The 14,139-nt window shown below is 56.8% G+C and carries 16 protein-coding genes; 9 read left to right on the top strand and 7 right to left on the bottom strand.

Translation table 11 applies throughout. The features are described from left to right. Nucleotide 1 precedes the first annotated feature (1 nt). Nucleotides 2–1,579, bottom strand: a complete 1,578-nt coding sequence (locus ACTG3X_RS09465; protein ID WP_439111015.1) for a DUF5928 domain-containing protein — start codon at nt 1,577–1,579, stop codon at nt 2–4. Nucleotides 1,580–1,718: 139 nt separating this feature from the next. Here ACTG3X_RS09465 and ACTG3X_RS09460 point away from each other — a divergent pair, with 139 nt between their 5' ends. Further along, entirely contained in the window at nt 1,719–2,537 is an 819-nt protein-coding gene (locus ACTG3X_RS09460) for a sulfotransferase family protein (RefSeq protein WP_439111014.1), read from the top strand. A 71-nt stretch (nt 2,538–2,608) separates the two neighbouring features. After that, complete coding sequence (locus ACTG3X_RS09455; RefSeq protein ID WP_439111013.1) at nt 2,609–3,967, top strand: MmgE/PrpD family protein; 1,359 nt, start codon at nt 2,609–2,611, stop codon at nt 3,965–3,967. Here the strand turns inward: ACTG3X_RS09455 and ACTG3X_RS09450 are convergent. From ACTG3X_RS09450 to ACTG3X_RS09440, 3 genes are all read right to left on the bottom strand, one after another. Beyond that, a complete protein-coding gene (locus ACTG3X_RS09450; protein ID WP_439111012.1) occupies nt 3,964–4,953 on the bottom strand; it encodes an adenosine kinase in 990 nt (329 codons plus the stop codon). The two genes, ACTG3X_RS09455 and ACTG3X_RS09450, sit on opposite strands and share 4 nt — an antisense overlap. Further along, entirely contained in the window at nt 4,950–5,594 is a 645-nt protein-coding gene (gene nth, locus ACTG3X_RS09445) for an endonuclease III (protein ID WP_439111011.1), read from the bottom strand. The genes ACTG3X_RS09450 and nth overlap by 4 nt, the downstream gene beginning before the upstream one ends. Before the next feature lie 70 nt (nt 5,595–5,664). Further along, the gene (locus ACTG3X_RS09440) at nt 5,665–6,099 is read right to left on the bottom strand and encodes a hypothetical protein (RefSeq protein WP_439111010.1); all 435 of its coding nucleotides are present in this window, start codon (nt 6,097–6,099) and stop codon (nt 5,665–5,667) included. Between the two features lie 172 nt (nt 6,100–6,271). Between ACTG3X_RS09440 and ACTG3X_RS09435 the strand changes: the two genes are divergently transcribed. The 3 genes from ACTG3X_RS09435 to ACTG3X_RS09425 all read left to right on the top strand — a co-directional run bounded on the left by ACTG3X_RS09435 (nt 6,272) and on the right by ACTG3X_RS09425 (nt 8,577). Further along, nucleotides 6,272–7,111, top strand: coding sequence for a methylated-DNA--[protein]-cysteine S-methyltransferase (locus tag ACTG3X_RS09435; RefSeq protein ID WP_439111009.1), 840 nt, complete (start codon nt 6,272–6,274; stop codon nt 7,109–7,111). A gap of 115 nt (nt 7,112–7,226) precedes the next feature. Next, nucleotides 7,227–7,886, top strand: coding sequence for an OmpA family protein (locus tag ACTG3X_RS09430; protein ID WP_439111008.1), 660 nt, complete (start codon nt 7,227–7,229; stop codon nt 7,884–7,886). A gap of 154 nt (nt 7,887–8,040) precedes the next feature. After that, nucleotides 8,041–8,577, top strand: coding sequence for an NADPH-dependent FMN reductase (locus ACTG3X_RS09425; RefSeq protein WP_439111007.1), 537 nt, complete (start codon nt 8,041–8,043; stop codon nt 8,575–8,577). Between the two features lie 95 nt (nt 8,578–8,672). On the opposite strand, the gene ACTG3X_RS09420 is transcribed toward ACTG3X_RS09425, so the two are convergent. Next, the gene (locus tag ACTG3X_RS09420) at nt 8,673–9,377 is read right to left on the bottom strand and encodes a winged helix-turn-helix domain-containing protein (RefSeq protein WP_439111006.1); all 705 of its coding nucleotides are present in this window, start codon (nt 9,375–9,377) and stop codon (nt 8,673–8,675) included. Next, complete coding sequence (locus ACTG3X_RS09415) at nt 9,349–9,633, bottom strand: hypothetical protein (RefSeq protein WP_439111005.1); 285 nt, start codon at nt 9,631–9,633, stop codon at nt 9,349–9,351. Before ACTG3X_RS09415 ends, ACTG3X_RS09420 begins: the two co-directional genes overlap by 29 nt. A 172-nt stretch (nt 9,634–9,805) precedes the next feature. Between ACTG3X_RS09415 and ACTG3X_RS09410 the strand changes: the two genes are divergently transcribed. The 4 genes from ACTG3X_RS09410 (at nt 9,806) to ACTG3X_RS09395 (ending at nt 13,009) form a co-directional block, all read left to right on the top strand. Further along, on the top strand, nt 9,806–10,249 hold the full coding sequence (locus ACTG3X_RS09410; RefSeq protein ID WP_439111004.1) for a hypothetical protein: 444 nt from the start codon (nt 9,806–9,808) through the stop codon (nt 10,247–10,249). A 48-nt stretch (nt 10,250–10,297) separates the two neighbouring features. Continuing rightward, nucleotides 10,298–10,930, top strand: coding sequence for a ribonuclease HII (locus ACTG3X_RS09405; RefSeq protein ID WP_439111003.1), 633 nt, complete (start codon nt 10,298–10,300; stop codon nt 10,928–10,930). An 89-nt stretch (nt 10,931–11,019) separates the two neighbouring features. After that, nucleotides 11,020–12,126 carry a site-specific DNA-methyltransferase gene (locus ACTG3X_RS09400; protein WP_439111002.1) on the top strand — a complete coding sequence of 369 codons (1,107 nt, stop codon included), beginning with the start codon at nt 11,020–11,022 and terminating at the stop codon, nt 12,124–12,126. Nucleotides 12,127–12,343: 217 nt separating this feature from the next. After that, nucleotides 12,344–13,009, top strand: a complete 666-nt coding sequence (locus ACTG3X_RS09395; RefSeq protein WP_439111001.1) for a cupin domain-containing protein — start codon at nt 12,344–12,346, stop codon at nt 13,007–13,009. Here the strand turns inward: ACTG3X_RS09395 and ACTG3X_RS09390 are convergent. Next, nucleotides 13,006–14,139: an alkane 1-monooxygenase gene (locus ACTG3X_RS09390; protein ID WP_439111000.1), complete on the bottom strand. Its 1,134-nt coding sequence runs from the start codon at nt 14,137–14,139 to the stop codon at nt 13,006–13,008. The genes ACTG3X_RS09395 and ACTG3X_RS09390 overlap by 4 nt on opposite strands.

Here is a 14,139-nt window from a genome sequence, read left to right as displayed (position 1 = left end):
ATCAGTCGGCGAAGAGATAGTCGATATTGGCGATCTCGAAGGCTTTTTCCGGGTGGGCTGCCAGAAACTGGGCCAGCGCGGCGGCGTTTACATCTATGCTCTCGGTTTCGCGGATACGGTAGTGGCTGTCAAAATTGGCGTCGCGCAGCTCGTCGCTTTCGTGAACCATGTCTGCACGGATGGTGGGCAGGAGGCGCTCAAGTGTTTCTTTGGGTGTTTTCTCGCCCGCGAGGCCCACGCGCTTGGCGTGGCCTGTGAGGTATTCGTCTGAAAAGCGGCATTCGATTTCGAGCAGCCGTGTTTTGGAGCGGTCGGCGCAGAAGTCATTGAGCAGGTCGATATTGCTTGGGTCAATGCACACGACAAGCTGGTCTGTCTCGTAATAGTCAAACAGCATCCGAACAAGCGCGCGGCGGTGGCGGTGGCGCTTGCCCATGGTGGACTGGATGCCGCCAAGGTCGGGCAGGGCCGTACCATCTTCGTTGAAGAGATATTCGATGCAGGGGATATTTGTCATCTTGCGGATACGCTCGACCAGCCGCTTGGCGACGTGCCACTTTTTGCACACCACAATAAGCAGCTCGCGCTCGCGGCCAAGGGAGCCTTCGTTCTCCCAGAACCTGAGGCCAAAGCGGCGGCCCACGCGGCCACGCCCCGTGAGAAACTTGAAGAGCGATGCACCTTCGTTGGATATTTTGAAATCCCAGCCGCGGGTGGCGTAGAGCAGACCAAGACGGCGCTTGAGCTCTTTGGCCTCGGGGCTGATCTTGCGGGCGAAGATGTAGTCTTGGCTGAGCAAGAGATCGTAGTGGTCGTTGTAGAATGTGACGGGCAGGCCATAGTCTGTGAACATGAGGAAGGTCAGCGTGCGGGTGCGGATCTCTTCTTCGGGGACAAGGTGGCGCACAAGGGTCTGGAAGAAGGTTTCATCGGGAATCCATGTTGTGCGAAAAAAGCGCATGACGTCTCTACGCTTTTTGGTGAACTCGATGATCCATTCGACCGTACGGCGGCGCAGGCACCACCACTGGCTGCCGATCTGGATTTGCAGATCGTCGGGAACCTTGCGGGTGAGCCCAAGTTTGCGCTGGAGGTTGAAGGCGGCATAGAAGCGGCGCTTCTGGGTGCGCTCGTTGAAGAAGTGGCGGTAAATAAGCCGCTCTTCTTTCATGCCTGTTTTGATCCAGTCACTCTCAAAATAGTCAAAGCTCTCGATATAATCGACATCGGCACGATCAAGGAATTCGTGCGCATATTCGGCAGATTTGATGGCCATACAGTCGCCCGACAGCATGTAGAAATGCGTGGCGCGGGGGAAGGCCTCGACAGCGGCTTCTACGGCGTGGAGCGTGGCTTGAACCAGTGACCACTCTCCCCACCCGCATTTGATCCGCTTGCGGGCAAACGTGACATTTGGGTTGCCTTCGAGGGCTGCGCGAATCTCGTCAAAATGTGCGGGATTGGCGCGTGCATCAAAATGGATCGACATATAGTCGCCCACCGCCGTCAGGCGCTCAGCTTGTTTGATGATGGCTTCAGGGTCTTTGTGGCAAAGTAATATGAACGCGATTTTCGCCATTATGGAAACATTTGCCTCTGGTTACATGTACTGTTTACTTGATAAAGGTGAAGCGCAGTTGAATAAACACGAATTATTTGCTTTTTTGTGATTAAAAATAACGAGTATCGCCGCAAGGTGCGGTTTTAGGAGGCAAAGTATGGGTTTTCCCGGAACATGGATGACCGAGAGCGAAAGTGTGGTTTACCGAGTTGTGCCGAAATGTGCGTGCTCGACCATCGGGCAGATTATGTACTATTCCGACCATGGCGCTTTTTTTGATGGCGATATCCATGACGCGACAGACGGGCTCCACAAGTGGGCTCGCGAAGACAGCCAGCCGCTGATCAATGCCAATGTGAAGACGCATAATTCCTATGCGTTCACGTGTGTGCGCAACCCATATACGCGAATTCTCTCAAGCTTTTTTGACAAGATTTGCGGTATCCAGCGCAATGGCCGCCGCTATCGTGGCAACCTTGTGCCGCTTCTGATCCAGAAATACGGAATCGAAGTGGGAGGTGAGGACGGCAAGGAAGAGTTTGACCAGATCAAGAGCTTCCGCCGCTTTCTTTTGTTTGCGCGCGACACCATTCGCTGGCGCCGCCCGATGGACCCTGACATCCATTGGAGCGCTATGTCGGGCCATGTGAGCACGTTTATCGCCAATGGCGGGCGCTATGATAAAATCTTCTGGACCGAACAGTTCAACGACGGGATGCAAGACGTCCTAAGCGCGATTGAGACGCCCCATAAGGTCGACCTGAAGACAATTCCTCGTTTTAACGAGAGTGAGGGCCACGGGCCAAAGCGGCTGCACAACGTTGAAGACTATTTTGACGATCTGTCGATGCATCTGGTCTACGAAATCTTCAAGCGTGACTTTGAGCTGTTCAAGTATGACTTCAACGACCCGTCCAACAAAATGCCGATTGGCGAGATTGATCTGGACGAGGTTCACGCCAAGCTTGGCGACTGACCACATATTTTAGGGCTTCTCAAAACGGTTTGCTCTGTCACTCTCTCGCTCAAAAGGCGGGAGAGTTTTTTATGGCGCAACGGTTTGAAGAGTTTGCAGCAGGGCTGAGCTATGAGGATGTGCCCGAAGCGATGCGCGCTTTGCTACGGGTGAGCTTTGTAGACACCATGGGCGTTGCGGCCATTGGTGCCACCACCGAGATGTCACAGATAGCGCGCAAAAGCACTCTGCGCTTGTTTGGCGCTGGCAGTGCAGGGGCTGCGCGGATGTTGATGGACGGACGCGAGGTAAGCCCGGTGGGCGCGGCTATGGCAGGTGGGTTTACCGTGGATAGCGTTGATGCTCATGACGGGACGACGCCGAACAAAGGCCATGTTGGCAGTGCGGTGTTTCCTGCGCTTTTGGCGGTTGCCGATGCGATGCGTGCGGAGGGGCGGGCCATCACCGGGGCGGAATTTATGCTTTGGCTTGCGATTGGCTACGAAATCAGCACGCGCGCAGGCAAGGCGCAGCACGCGACCTGCCCTGATTATCACACGTCGGGGAGCTGGACGGCTGTGGGCGTGGCGGTGGCTGTTGCGCGGATGCTTGGCGCAAGCGGGGAGCAGATGCGCCATGCGGCCGGCATTGGCGAGTATCATGGCCCGCGCAGCCAGATGATGCGTTGTATCGACTTTCCCACGATGGTGCGCGACGGGGTCGGCTGGGGCGCTCCGACCGGCGTGACAGCGGCGTACCTTGCGCTGGACGGCTTTACGGGCGCGCCTGCACTGACGTGTGAAAGTGAGGACGCGGCGCCGTTTTGGGCTGGATTAGGCTCTGACTGGATGGCGCTGGCAGACACGCATTACAAGAAATACCCTTGCTGCCGCTGGGCGCACCCCTCGATGGATGCGGCGGTGGCGCTTATGGAAGAGAACGGCTTGCACCACAGCGATGTGGCGCGCGTGGAGATACGCACGTTTCACTACGCGACGCGGCTGGCTGGGCACAGGCCCAAGAGCATGGATGAACTGGCCTATTCCATCGCCTTTCCGGTTGCGACGATGATTGTGCGTGGCGGATTTGGCGCGGCTGAGATGGACGCTGCGGTGCTGGATGATGCGGATATCATCCGCATCAGTGAAGCAACCGAGCTGATTGATGATGACGAAATGACAGCGCGCTCGGTGGCCAAGCGCTGGGCGGCTGTGACGCTAGAGACGAAAGATGGCAGACGCTTTGCAGCAGAGCCACGCTCGGCGCGAGGCGATGTTGACGCGCCTTTGAGTGCAGAGGAAATGAGCGGCAAATATCATATGTTTGCCGACCCTGTATTGGGCCGAGCGCGGGCAGAGGAGATCAAAGCGCTGGGTGCGCGCTTTGATACGCTGGATGCAAAAGGCTTTGCGGAGCTGCTCGACTTGGTGTTGGCCGCGCCGCAGGCTTAGAGAAGGCCGTGCTTGGCGAAGAGCGCTTGCATGTCTTCTTGCGGGCGTGGGCCAACATGGCTGATCACCTCGGCGGCGCAGACATTGCCCATGGCGCCACATGTCGCCATGTCGCGGCCTGACACGAGGCCAAAGAGGAAGCCCGCAGCGAACTGATCGCCTGCGCCTGTAGCATCAACCGGGACAACTTTTGTCACGGGAATGTCGGTGCGCTTGCCTTCATGGACGATGCTCACGCCATCGCCCGAGCGGGTGCAAACAACAAGAGGGCACACGGCAGCAACGCGTGCCAGATCGGCTTCGAGATCATTGTCCTGATAGAGCGAGCGGATCTCGGCTTCGTTGCCGATAACAAAGTCTAGCTCGTTTTCGATGAGGTTTACAAAGTCGGCGCGGTGGCGCTCGACACAGAAGGGGTCAGAAATGGCGATACCTGCTTTGCCGCCAGCGGCGCGGCAGGCGCGGGCTGTGCGGATGAAGGCGTCTTTGCCTTTGTCTTTGTCAAAGAGGTAGCCTTCGAGAAACACAACTTCAGCACCAGCGGCAACAGATTCATCGACATCATCGGGGCCAAGCTCGGCAGAGATGCCGAGGTAGGTGTTCATGGAGCGCTCGCCATCGGGTGAAACAAAGATCATTGAGCGTGATGTGGGCAGCTCACCACCCGCAGCAGGAGCATTTACGAAATCAATGCCCTCTTTTGTCATGGCATCTGCATAAAAGTGGCCCAGCTCATCATCGCGTACACGGCCGATGAAGCCAGTGGCAAGGCCAAGGCTGCCGATGCCCGCGATGGTATTGGCGACAGAGCCGCCCGGCGTTTGAACGCGCGCGCCCATGGCGGCAAAAAGCGCTTCGGAGCGCTCTGTTTCGACCAGCTGCATGATGCCTTTTTCGATACCCATTTTCTCGAGGAAGCTGTCATCTGCTTGCGCGATGACATCTACAACGGCGTTGCCGATGCCGACGACTTGGTACTTTTTCATAGGTTCTTGTCCTCAAATTCACAGAGATCACGGATGATGCAGGTTTTGCACATGGGTTTGCGCGCTTTGCAGTGGTAGCGGCCATGCAGGATCAGCCAGTGGTGGGCGTGCAGCTGGAAATCAGCGGGCACATGGTCTTCGATGGCGCGCTCGACGGCGTCCACATCTTTGCCCACGCAGATGCCAGAGCGGTTGCCGACGCGGAAAATATGCGTGTCAACGGCCTGTGCGGGCTGGCGCCACCACATGTTGAGCACGACATTGGCCGTCTTGCGGCCTACGCCCGGCAGCGAAATAAGCGCTGCGCGAGAGTTGGGCACTTCGCCGCCATACTCTTCAACCAGAATGCGGGAGAGCTTGATGACGTTCTTGGCCTTGTTGCGGAAGAGGCCGATTGTCTTGATGTGTTCGATGAGGCCTTCCTCGCCGAGTTCGAGCATTTTCTCGGGCGTATCGGCGATCTTGAAAAGCGCGCGTGTGGCTTTGTTCACGCCAACATCCGTGGCCTGCGCCGAAAGCGCAACGGCAACGACAAGGGTGTAGACATTCACGTGTTCCAGCTCGCCCTCAGGCTCGGGGGATGCCTCGTGAAAGCGGGTAAAGATCTGTCGTATAGTGTGATAATCGAGTTGCTTGGCCATGGGCAAAGTCTATGCCTGCGATGGGCCGAGAGGGCAAGAGGCGGGTGGTGGCCCGCCCCTTGCGAGAGGGTCAGAAAGACCAGACGATTGTGTCGTCAGCGGCCATTGCGGCGGCCATGGCCGGGGGCTTGGCCACTGTGACACCGTCCATCAGAACGGACGCATCTGCGCCTTTGCCAGGAAGGTAGATTGCGCAGACCTCAACTTTGGCGCCTTTTCCCATTGCGGCCTTGAGCAGGGCTTGGGGGCTTGCGCCCATGGGGGGCTGTGGGGCTGTGGCTGCTTCGGGGGCATCGGCAAGCGCCATATCGCCCGCTGGGCCGCACAACAGAATTTGTGCGCTGTGGCCCTGACCAATGGCTTGGTTGGTGAGCACCATCGACATCAGCTGTGTCTGGGCGTTTTCAGATGTTACGATTGTGACGAGCTTGTCGGGGCCATCGCTGGCAAAGGCAGGCACGGCAAGTGCTGCGGCCAAAAGGGCGGGGGCAAGAAACTTTTTCATAGAACTCTCCAGTATGAGTGACAGGGCGCGCTTCCTGGCAAAAACATATGCGAAAAATGCTATATTAAAACGCGCTATTGTGACGCGCTCCTTTTGTAGGCGGATTTGCGCAGGAAACGGGTCGCTCACGTGGGCAGAGGCGGCTAGGGTGATTGCCAAGAGGAGAGCCTGAATGACCACGCAAACGCCTGAAGGGCACTACCACTACCAGTTGATGCGCCGCGCTTTGGAGGCGATTGATGCGGCTGAGGAGCCGCTTTCGCTTGAGGCGCTGGCGCACGAGATGAATATGAGTGCGGCGCATTTTCAGCGGGTGTTTTCAGCTTGGGTGGGTGTTTCGCCCAAACGCTACCAGCAGTATTTGCAGCTGGGCGAAGCCAAGCGCCTGCTGTCAGAGCGCTTCACAACGCTCCAGACAGCGCAATCGGTCGGGCTGTCTGGGGGCGGGCGGCTGCACGACCTTTTCTTGCGTTGGGAGGCGATGAGCCCCGGAGAATTTGCGCGTAAGGGTGCTGGGCTGACTGTGAGATATGGCTGGTTTGACACGCCGTTTGGCGACACGCTGGTCATGGGCACGGAACGCGGCATTTGCGGCATGGGCTTTGCCGAAGAGATGGGCCGAGCGCCCTGCTTTGACGACCTTGCGCAGCGCTGGCCTCAAGCAGCGTTTCTGGAGGATCCGAGTGCTTTGCACGGCTGGCTGCAAGCAGGGATCAGCCAGAAGGGCGAGACGGCGCTTCATCTGATGGGTGCGCCTTTCCAGATCAAGGTTTGGGAGGCTTTGTTGGCTGTGCCCTCGGGTCATGTGACCACATATGGCGAGATTGCAGGCGCGATTGGCAGCCCCAAAGCCGTGCGCGCGGTTGGCACAGCGGTGGGGCGCAACCCGGTAAGCTGGTTTATTCCGTGCCACCGTGCCCTGCGCAAATCGGGTGCGCTGGGGGGCTATCACTGGGGTTTGCCTGTGAAACGGGCTTTGCTTGCATGGGAGGCCGCACGCGAAGAGGCGTGAGCACATGGGCGAATTGCTGCCGATCACGCGGGTGTGCCTTCTTTGTTGCAGCGCGTAAGGGATATATACTGATCTTAAGCCACATGATTGGTGGCAGGAAAAAAACGAGGCAGATATGACCCCTATTTCAAAATTTGTCAGCCTAGGTGCTGTCAGTTCATTTGTATTTCTGGCCGGATGTACCGACCCGGGTATGATCAGCCAGAATGATCCGAACCGTCAGGCCAAGCAAGGTGCGCTCATCGGTGCTGCGGCGGGTGCTGTTATTGGCGGGCTTACGCAGGACGATGGCAAAAAGGGTGCATTCCGTGGCGCTATCGTTGGCGCGGGTCTGGGTGGTCTGACGGGCGCAGCGCTTGACCATCAGGAGCGCGACTTGCGCAACCGCTTGGGCGCAGATGCCAAAATCGTCAACACGGGTGAGCGCCTGATTGTGACAATGCCGCAGGATATTCTGTTTGCAACAGATAGCGCGAGCCTGCGCCCCGACCTGACAAGCGATATTCGTTCGGTGGCGAGCAGCTTGAACTCTTACGCAGATTCAACGGTGCAGGTTGTTGGGCACACAGACAACACGGGCGATGCGGGCTACAACCAAAGCCTGAGTTTGCGCCGCGCGCAGGCGGTAACGGCTATTTTGGCAAGCGAGGGTGTAAACACCTTCCGCATGCAGGCCGTGGGCCGTGGCGAGGATGCGCCTTTGGCGACCAACCTCACACCTGAAGGCCGCCAGCTGAACCGCCGTGTAGAGATTGTGATTACGCCAAGCGCGTAAACGTCAGACAGATTATCAAAGACGCCTCGCCCAACATCGGGCGGGGCTTTTTTGTGCCAGTTGGCACGGTTGCACAGGCGCTGTGCGTTTCTGACAATTGCCGTGGCGCAACGGGCGGCTTAGATGACGAGAGACTGTAAAACAGGAGGCCAGCATGGCACAGGTAAAGCTACTCGGACTGTCAGGCGCTTTGCGCAAAGATTCTACAAACACGCTGCTTCTGAAAGAAGCGGCCCGCCTGATGGGTGATGCCGAGCTGACACTCGCAGACCTCAATCTGCCGCTGTATGATGGCGACCTTGAAGCTGCCGAGGGCGTGCCAGCCTCTGTAAAAACACTGGCAGAGCAAATTGCGGCTGCTGATGCTGTCATCATCTCGACACCAGAATATAACCGTGGTCTTCCGGGTGTTATGAAGAACGCACTAGACTGGGTGAGCCGCGTTGAAGGCGCGCCTTGGGCCGGCAAGCCTGTTGCGCTTATGTCTGCCGCGGCGGGTCGCTCAGGTGGCGACCGTGGTCTTGTTATGTTGCACACATGCATGACACCTTTTGCACCCAAGATCGTGGGTGGCCCTGAAGTGACGGTTGCGGCGAACTACAACGAGTTTGACGAAAACGGGCAGCTGAAGGGCGAGCTGTATGTGAAGAACCTGACAACTCTGATGGCAACGCTACGCGCTGCTATTTGATAGGTCGCATTTTCGCGCGGCGACAACCAAAACAGATGGGGGAGCTGCGCTCCCCCATTCTCCTATAAGGTATTCTGACCAGACTAGGCCGGGGGTTAGAGCACCTGAATAACGCTTTTGTCTATGCTGAGGATGTACCCACGGCGGGCGATATTCTTGATAAGAAGTTCGGACACAAGCTGGTTTCCCAAGGTGTCACGCAAGCGCTTGATGCGTGTCGCGCCTGCCGCTTCGTCGCAATCCGAGGCAAGGCGGCCTGAAATCACAGCCTCTAGCTCGGCTCCGTTGAGAACGTCATTGTCCATGCGTGCTTCTGCGAGGACAGAGAGAGTTTCCATTGCAGCGCTCGTGAGTTTGAAGCCCATGTTGTTCAGATAGACGGTGTTTTCTTCTCTGCTGATCAGCAGCGAATTGACCTGAATGCCAGAGCGTTCGATTGCTGCCATGCGGCGGCTGAAGGCGGCGAGGCTCAGGAGGAAGACAAATGCGGCGATGAGCATGGCTGTTGCAAAGATGAGCAACACCAAGATCACCATACGATAGCTTGTGAGCGTGTCGGCAAAGGCAGTGCCTGACTGGGCAAGAATTTCCAGCAACTTAACATCAGCCTGACTGCTCAGATTGTCATTTTCGATAAAGATCTGCTCAACGCGCGCGTTAAAGGCGCCAGCATCGGGAAGGGTGAGAAAGAGCACCACGGCGGCCACAAGCAAGATAACCACGATTGCCGCTATCCCTAGATAGACTGTGCGCGTGGGTGTGCTCATTGTATCAGAAGCGGAGATAGAAGGGTCCTGCACTCTCTTTCCTCTCGTTTAGGCCCGAGGCGTCAAACACCGAGACAATATTGAGCAATACCCAGCCACTGCTGGCAAGGCGCGGAGCCAGTTCTGCGCGCGCGGAGGCTGTGGTGCAAGCGCCTGTGATGCGCGTGACGCCGTAGTGCAGCTTGAGCGGATTGTCTTGTTTTGCCTTATAGTCGGCAAAGCAATCAGCGGCATGCAGAGGAGTCGACAGAAGCGCCAAGGCTGCAAATGTGAGTATGAGTTTTTTCATGAGACCAACCTGCGCGCTTTGGCCTTGATATTCAATATCCAAAGGCTTTTGGGGCTCTGATATCGGATAGCCGGGCACTGTTATTGCCTGTCTGGCAGGATGTTCCGAATTTGGATCTATCGCTGGTTTGCACAGGATGTGTGAGCCGCCAGAAACCAAAGGAGACACTCTCATGTCACATAAATTTATTGCAGCAATTGCCGCAACAGCTGTCGCGATATCCATGATGGGCGCAAACCCCAGCTTTGCGGGCAACCGTGACCGAGACAAAGCGCTGTTGGGGCTGGCGGGTATTGTGATGCTTGGTGTTGCTATTTCGGAGGCGTCAAAGAATGACCGCCGCTATGCCCACCAGCCACAGCGCGCACAGCCTGTTAAGCCACGCCCATTGCCGCAGAACCTGCGCAAGAAGATGCTGCCGCGCGAATGCTTGCGCACGGTGAACACCCGTGGCCAGAGCACGCGCTTTTTGGGGCGCGGGTGTTTGCAGAATAAGTATCGCTGGGTGGGCCAGTTGCCGCGTGCTTGCTCTGTTAAGCTTTGGACAAACCGTGGCCAGCGCTTTGGCTACGCACCGGCGTGTCTGCGCCAGCATGGCTACCGCTTGAACGGGTGATTCAACTTGGCACTTGATCGGGGCTTGTTATCTCTGTCATCTGGCAGAATGACAGGCCCTAATTTTTCTTTCGAGCGTGCCGCAAAGGCACGCGGATTTGCCCGCATCGCAGGCGTAGACGAAGTGGGCCGTGGCCCGCTGGCAGGGCCGGTGATGGCTTGTGCCGTTGTGCTGGATATGGAGCGTTTTCCCGAGGGGCTCAACGACAGCAAAAAACTCACCGCAAAGCGGCGCGCTGTTTTGGCGGAGGCTATAGAAGCCTGTGCCGAGGTGAGTGTGGCGAGTGCGAGCGTTGAGGAGATAGACGAACTCAATATTCTGCGCGCCAGTCACTTGGCGATGGAGCGCGCGATTGCGGGGCTCAAAACACCGCCAGACCATTGTTTGATTGATGGAAACCTGATCCCGAAGGGTCTGAAGCTGTCGGCTGAGGCGATTGTGAAGGGAGATGCGCGCTCTTTGAGCATTTCGGCGGCCTCAATTGTGGCAAAAATTAGGCGAGATCACCTGATGTCGACACTGGCGCAACACTACCCGGGCTATGGCTGGGAAAGTAACGCGGGATATCCATCAAAAAGTCACAGGTTGGCGCTCCAAAATATTGGGGTAACCCCACACCATAGACGTTCGTTCAAACCGGTACACAATATCTTGTATCAACAAAAAAATGTAAGTGACTGATTCAAAAAAGAAATTGACCAAGAATCATCAATGACTCATCTTAGACCTCAATAAGCGAGTGCAAAAAGCACCGGATTTTGAGGCAGAAAATGAAGATAAAAACACAGAAGGCGAGCGCCATGTCGCTGCCGCTGAACACTATTCTTGACGGTGATTGCATTGAGCGCATGAACGCGCTCCCTGCTGAGAGTATTGATCTGATCTTTGCGGATCCGCCCTACAACTTGCAGCTCAAAGGTGACCTTCACCGCCCTGACAACAGCAAGGTTGATGCGGTTGATGACCACTGGGACCAGTTTGACAGCTTTAAAGCCTATGACAAATTTACACGTGAATGGCTTAAGGCGGCACGCCGCCTTTTGAAGCCAAACGGGGCTATCTGGGTGATCGGCTCCTATCACAACGTTTTCCGCATGGGTGCCGAGCTTCAAAACCAAGGTTTCTGGATTTTGAATGACGTGGTGTGGCGCAAGTCAAACCCGATGCCGAACTTCCGCGGCAAGCGCTTTACCAATGCACATGAAACAATGATCTGGGCGAGCAAGGAAGAGGGGGGCAAGTACACCTTCAATTATGAAGCCTTGAAAGCGCTGAACGAAGGTATCCAGATGCGCTCCGACTGGGTTATTCCGATCTGCAACGGCGGCGAGCGCCTGAAAGACGAGAATGGTGACAAAGCACACCCGACACAGAAGCCTGAAGCGCTTTTGCACCGTGTGATGGTTGGATCAACCAACGTAGGCGATGTGGTTCTCGACCCGTTCTTTGGCACGGGCACGACAGGCGCCGTTGCCAAGATGCTTGGCCGTGAATTTATCGGGATCGAGCGTGAAGCGGCATATCGCAAGGTGGCTGAAAAGCGTATCGCCAATGTGCGTAAGTTTGACAAAGAGGCGCTCGAAGTAAGCGTGAGCAAGCGCTCGGAGCCACGTGTGCCGTTTGGTCAGCTTGTTGAACGCGGCATGCTGCGCCCGGGCGAGGAGCTCTACAGCCTCAACGGCCGCCACAAAGCCAAAGTCCGTGCCGATGGCACCTTGATTGGCGACGATATCAAAGGATCTATCCACCAAGTGGGGGCGCATCTTGAAGGCGCGCCAAGCTGCAACGGCTGGACCTATTGGTCTATCAAACGGGACGGCAAGCAAGTTCCGATTGAGCTGTTCCGCCAGCAGATCCGCGCAGAGATGCGCAACTAAAAGTCACAGGAAAAGCACGCCCTGAAAGGCTGGCCTTGTGCCAGCCAACGGGTGAGCTTTATCTACCACCGAACACCGCCGGTGCCTGTGGCCTGACTCCACGGCATCATACCTGAGCCCCGTCCTCCTCCAGAGGCGGGGCTTTTTTTATGCGGTTGTGCTTCTCATTGGCGGGCGCAATGACTAGCTTGCTGACAAGCGACAACAGGAGATGAACATGCGGATCAATGCAGATTTTGCCCAGCGGGCTGTTGTCCGGCCTGAGGATTATAACTGGGTGGCTTCACCAGCCTCCGGGGTCGAGCGAATGATGCTTGACCGTGTTGGTGAGGAGGTGGCGCGGGCCACCACGATTGTACGCTTTGCGCCCAACTCACAATTTGAGCCACATGACCATGGTGGCGGTGAGGAGTTTCTTGTTTTGGACGGGGTCTTCTCTGACGAAACCGGCGACTACCCCGCAGGGACATATGTGCGCAATCCTATCGGGACGCGCCACACGCCGCACACAAAAGAGGGCTGCACCATTTTGGTGAAGCTGCATCAGTTTGACCAAGACGACCAAGAGCAATTCGCCATCGATACGCGCAATGTGCCGTTTCGGGCCGGTGCGGTGGAGGGGCTGTCTGTTTTGCCGCTGCACTCTTGTGCGAGCGAAAACGTGGCGCTGGTGCGCTGGGCGCCAGGCACAGAGTTTAGCCAACATGCACATTGGGGCGGTGAAGAGATATTTGTGATTGAGGGCACGTTTCAGGACGAGCACGGCAGCTACCCTGCGGGCAGCTGGATCAGAAGCCCACATCTTTCACGGCATACGCCTTTTTCAGATGAGGGCTGTTTGATCTATGTGAAGACGGGCCATTTGCCCCAAGATGCCGCCTAGCGCGGCATCGGGTTGATGGCCTTGTTATAGGGCTTCCACTCGGTGATTTCGGGGTAATACATCTCGCGCCAGCGGCGCACGCGGGGGTTCATGTATTTGCGCCAGATCGGTGGCACCATCGCCGCCATTGTCATGAGAGGATAGCCATATGGCAGCTGGGGCGCTTGCGCTGTGTCGTAGGTTTGCAAAAGCGGGAAGCGGCGGTCAGGTTTGTAGTGATGATCGGAGTGGCGCTGTAGGTTGATCAGCAGCCAGTTTGAGGCTTTGTGCGCAGCGTTCCAGCTGTGGTGCGGCATGACGTGTTCGTATTTGCCATCGCCCAAGTGCTTGCGGGTGAGGCCGTAGTGCTCGACATAGTTCACCAGTTCAAGCTGCCAGACGGCAATGAAGGCCTGCCAGAGAAAGAGCGCGATACCGACCCAGCCACCCAGGCCGAGCGCGAGCAGCAGCATGGCCCCCTGCAAGGCCCAATAGCGAAAGAAAGGGTTGGACAGGTCACTCCAAGGGAGGTCTTTGCGGGCGAGCATGTCTTTTTCTGCTTGAAAGGCCGAGCGCAGCCCCTCGCGCAACACGCGAGGAAAGTAGCGGTGAAAGCCCTCATTGTAGCGGGCTGTTACGGCGTCGCGCGGGGTGCCAACATAGCGGTGATGCACCAGCAAGTGCTCGGTACGGAAGTGAGAGTAGAGCACCATCGACAGAAGAATATCGCCAAGCCAGCGCTCGGTACGGTTTTTCTGATGCATTAACTCGTGGCTGTAGTTGATGCCCACTGTTCCTGTAATGACGCCAACGCCAAAGAAGAGCAGGATGCTCTCCAGCGCACCGAGGTGTTCGGCGCGGGGCACATACCAGATGAGCCCGAAAAGTGTGAGGAATTGTAAGGGGGCCCAAAGCTGGGTGATCAGGGCATAGGCTTTGAGGTGCTCATCGCCGATGTTGGGATCGGCGTTTTCAAGGTTGAGGCCAAGGACAGCATCAAGACCTGAAAAGAGATACCATGTGGCCAGCGGCAAAAGCAGAACTGTCCAGCCGCCATTGACCGCGCCAATCCATGCCAGCGGAATAAGCGTGAGTGAAAGCCAGAACGGCAAAGCGCGGCTGAGGCTTTTGATTTGTTGAGCGTTGAGCAT

Source organism: Lentibacter sp. (assembly GCF_965658795.1).
Lineage (GTDB): Bacteria > Pseudomonadota > Alphaproteobacteria > Rhodobacterales > Rhodobacteraceae > Lentibacter.
This window is presented reverse-complemented; position numbering and strand designations above follow the sequence as displayed.

What these genes read in the sequence shown, in the direction of transcription:
- ACTG3X_RS09465 (WP_439111015.1), bottom strand. Translation starts at nt 1,579, where the DNA reads ATGGCGAAAATCGCGTTCATATTACTTTGCCACAAAGACCCTGAAGCC.
- ACTG3X_RS09460 (WP_439111014.1), top strand. Translation starts at nt 1,719, where the DNA reads ATGGGTTTTCCCGGAACATGGATGACCGAGAGCGAAAGTGTGGTTTAC.
- ACTG3X_RS09455 (WP_439111013.1), top strand. Translation starts at nt 2,609, where the DNA reads ATGGCGCAACGGTTTGAAGAGTTTGCAGCAGGGCTGAGCTATGAGGAT.
- ACTG3X_RS09450 (WP_439111012.1), bottom strand. Translation starts at nt 4,953, where the DNA reads ATGAAAAAGTACCAAGTCGTCGGCATCGGCAACGCCGTTGTAGATGTC.
- nth (WP_439111011.1), bottom strand. Translation starts at nt 5,594, where the DNA reads ATGGCCAAGCAACTCGATTATCACACTATACGACAGATCTTTACCCGC.
- ACTG3X_RS09440 (WP_439111010.1), bottom strand. Translation starts at nt 6,099, where the DNA reads ATGAAAAAGTTTCTTGCCCCCGCCCTTTTGGCCGCAGCACTTGCCGTG.
- ACTG3X_RS09435 (WP_439111009.1), top strand. Translation starts at nt 6,272, where the DNA reads ATGACCACGCAAACGCCTGAAGGGCACTACCACTACCAGTTGATGCGC.
- ACTG3X_RS09430 (WP_439111008.1), top strand. Translation starts at nt 7,227, where the DNA reads ATGACCCCTATTTCAAAATTTGTCAGCCTAGGTGCTGTCAGTTCATTT.
- ACTG3X_RS09425 (WP_439111007.1), top strand. Translation starts at nt 8,041, where the DNA reads ATGGCACAGGTAAAGCTACTCGGACTGTCAGGCGCTTTGCGCAAAGAT.
- ACTG3X_RS09415 (WP_439111005.1), bottom strand. Translation starts at nt 9,633, where the DNA reads ATGAAAAAACTCATACTCACATTTGCAGCCTTGGCGCTTCTGTCGACT.
- ACTG3X_RS09410 (WP_439111004.1), top strand. Translation starts at nt 9,806, where the DNA reads ATGTCACATAAATTTATTGCAGCAATTGCCGCAACAGCTGTCGCGATA.
- ACTG3X_RS09405 (WP_439111003.1), top strand. Translation starts at nt 10,298, where the DNA reads ATGACAGGCCCTAATTTTTCTTTCGAGCGTGCCGCAAAGGCACGCGGA.
- ACTG3X_RS09400 (WP_439111002.1), top strand. Translation starts at nt 11,020, where the DNA reads ATGAAGATAAAAACACAGAAGGCGAGCGCCATGTCGCTGCCGCTGAAC.
- ACTG3X_RS09395 (WP_439111001.1), top strand. Translation starts at nt 12,344, where the DNA reads ATGCGGATCAATGCAGATTTTGCCCAGCGGGCTGTTGTCCGGCCTGAG.
- ACTG3X_RS09390 (WP_439111000.1), bottom strand. Translation starts at nt 14,139, where the DNA reads ATGCTCAACGCTCAACAAATCAAAAGCCTCAGCCGCGCTTTGCCGTTC.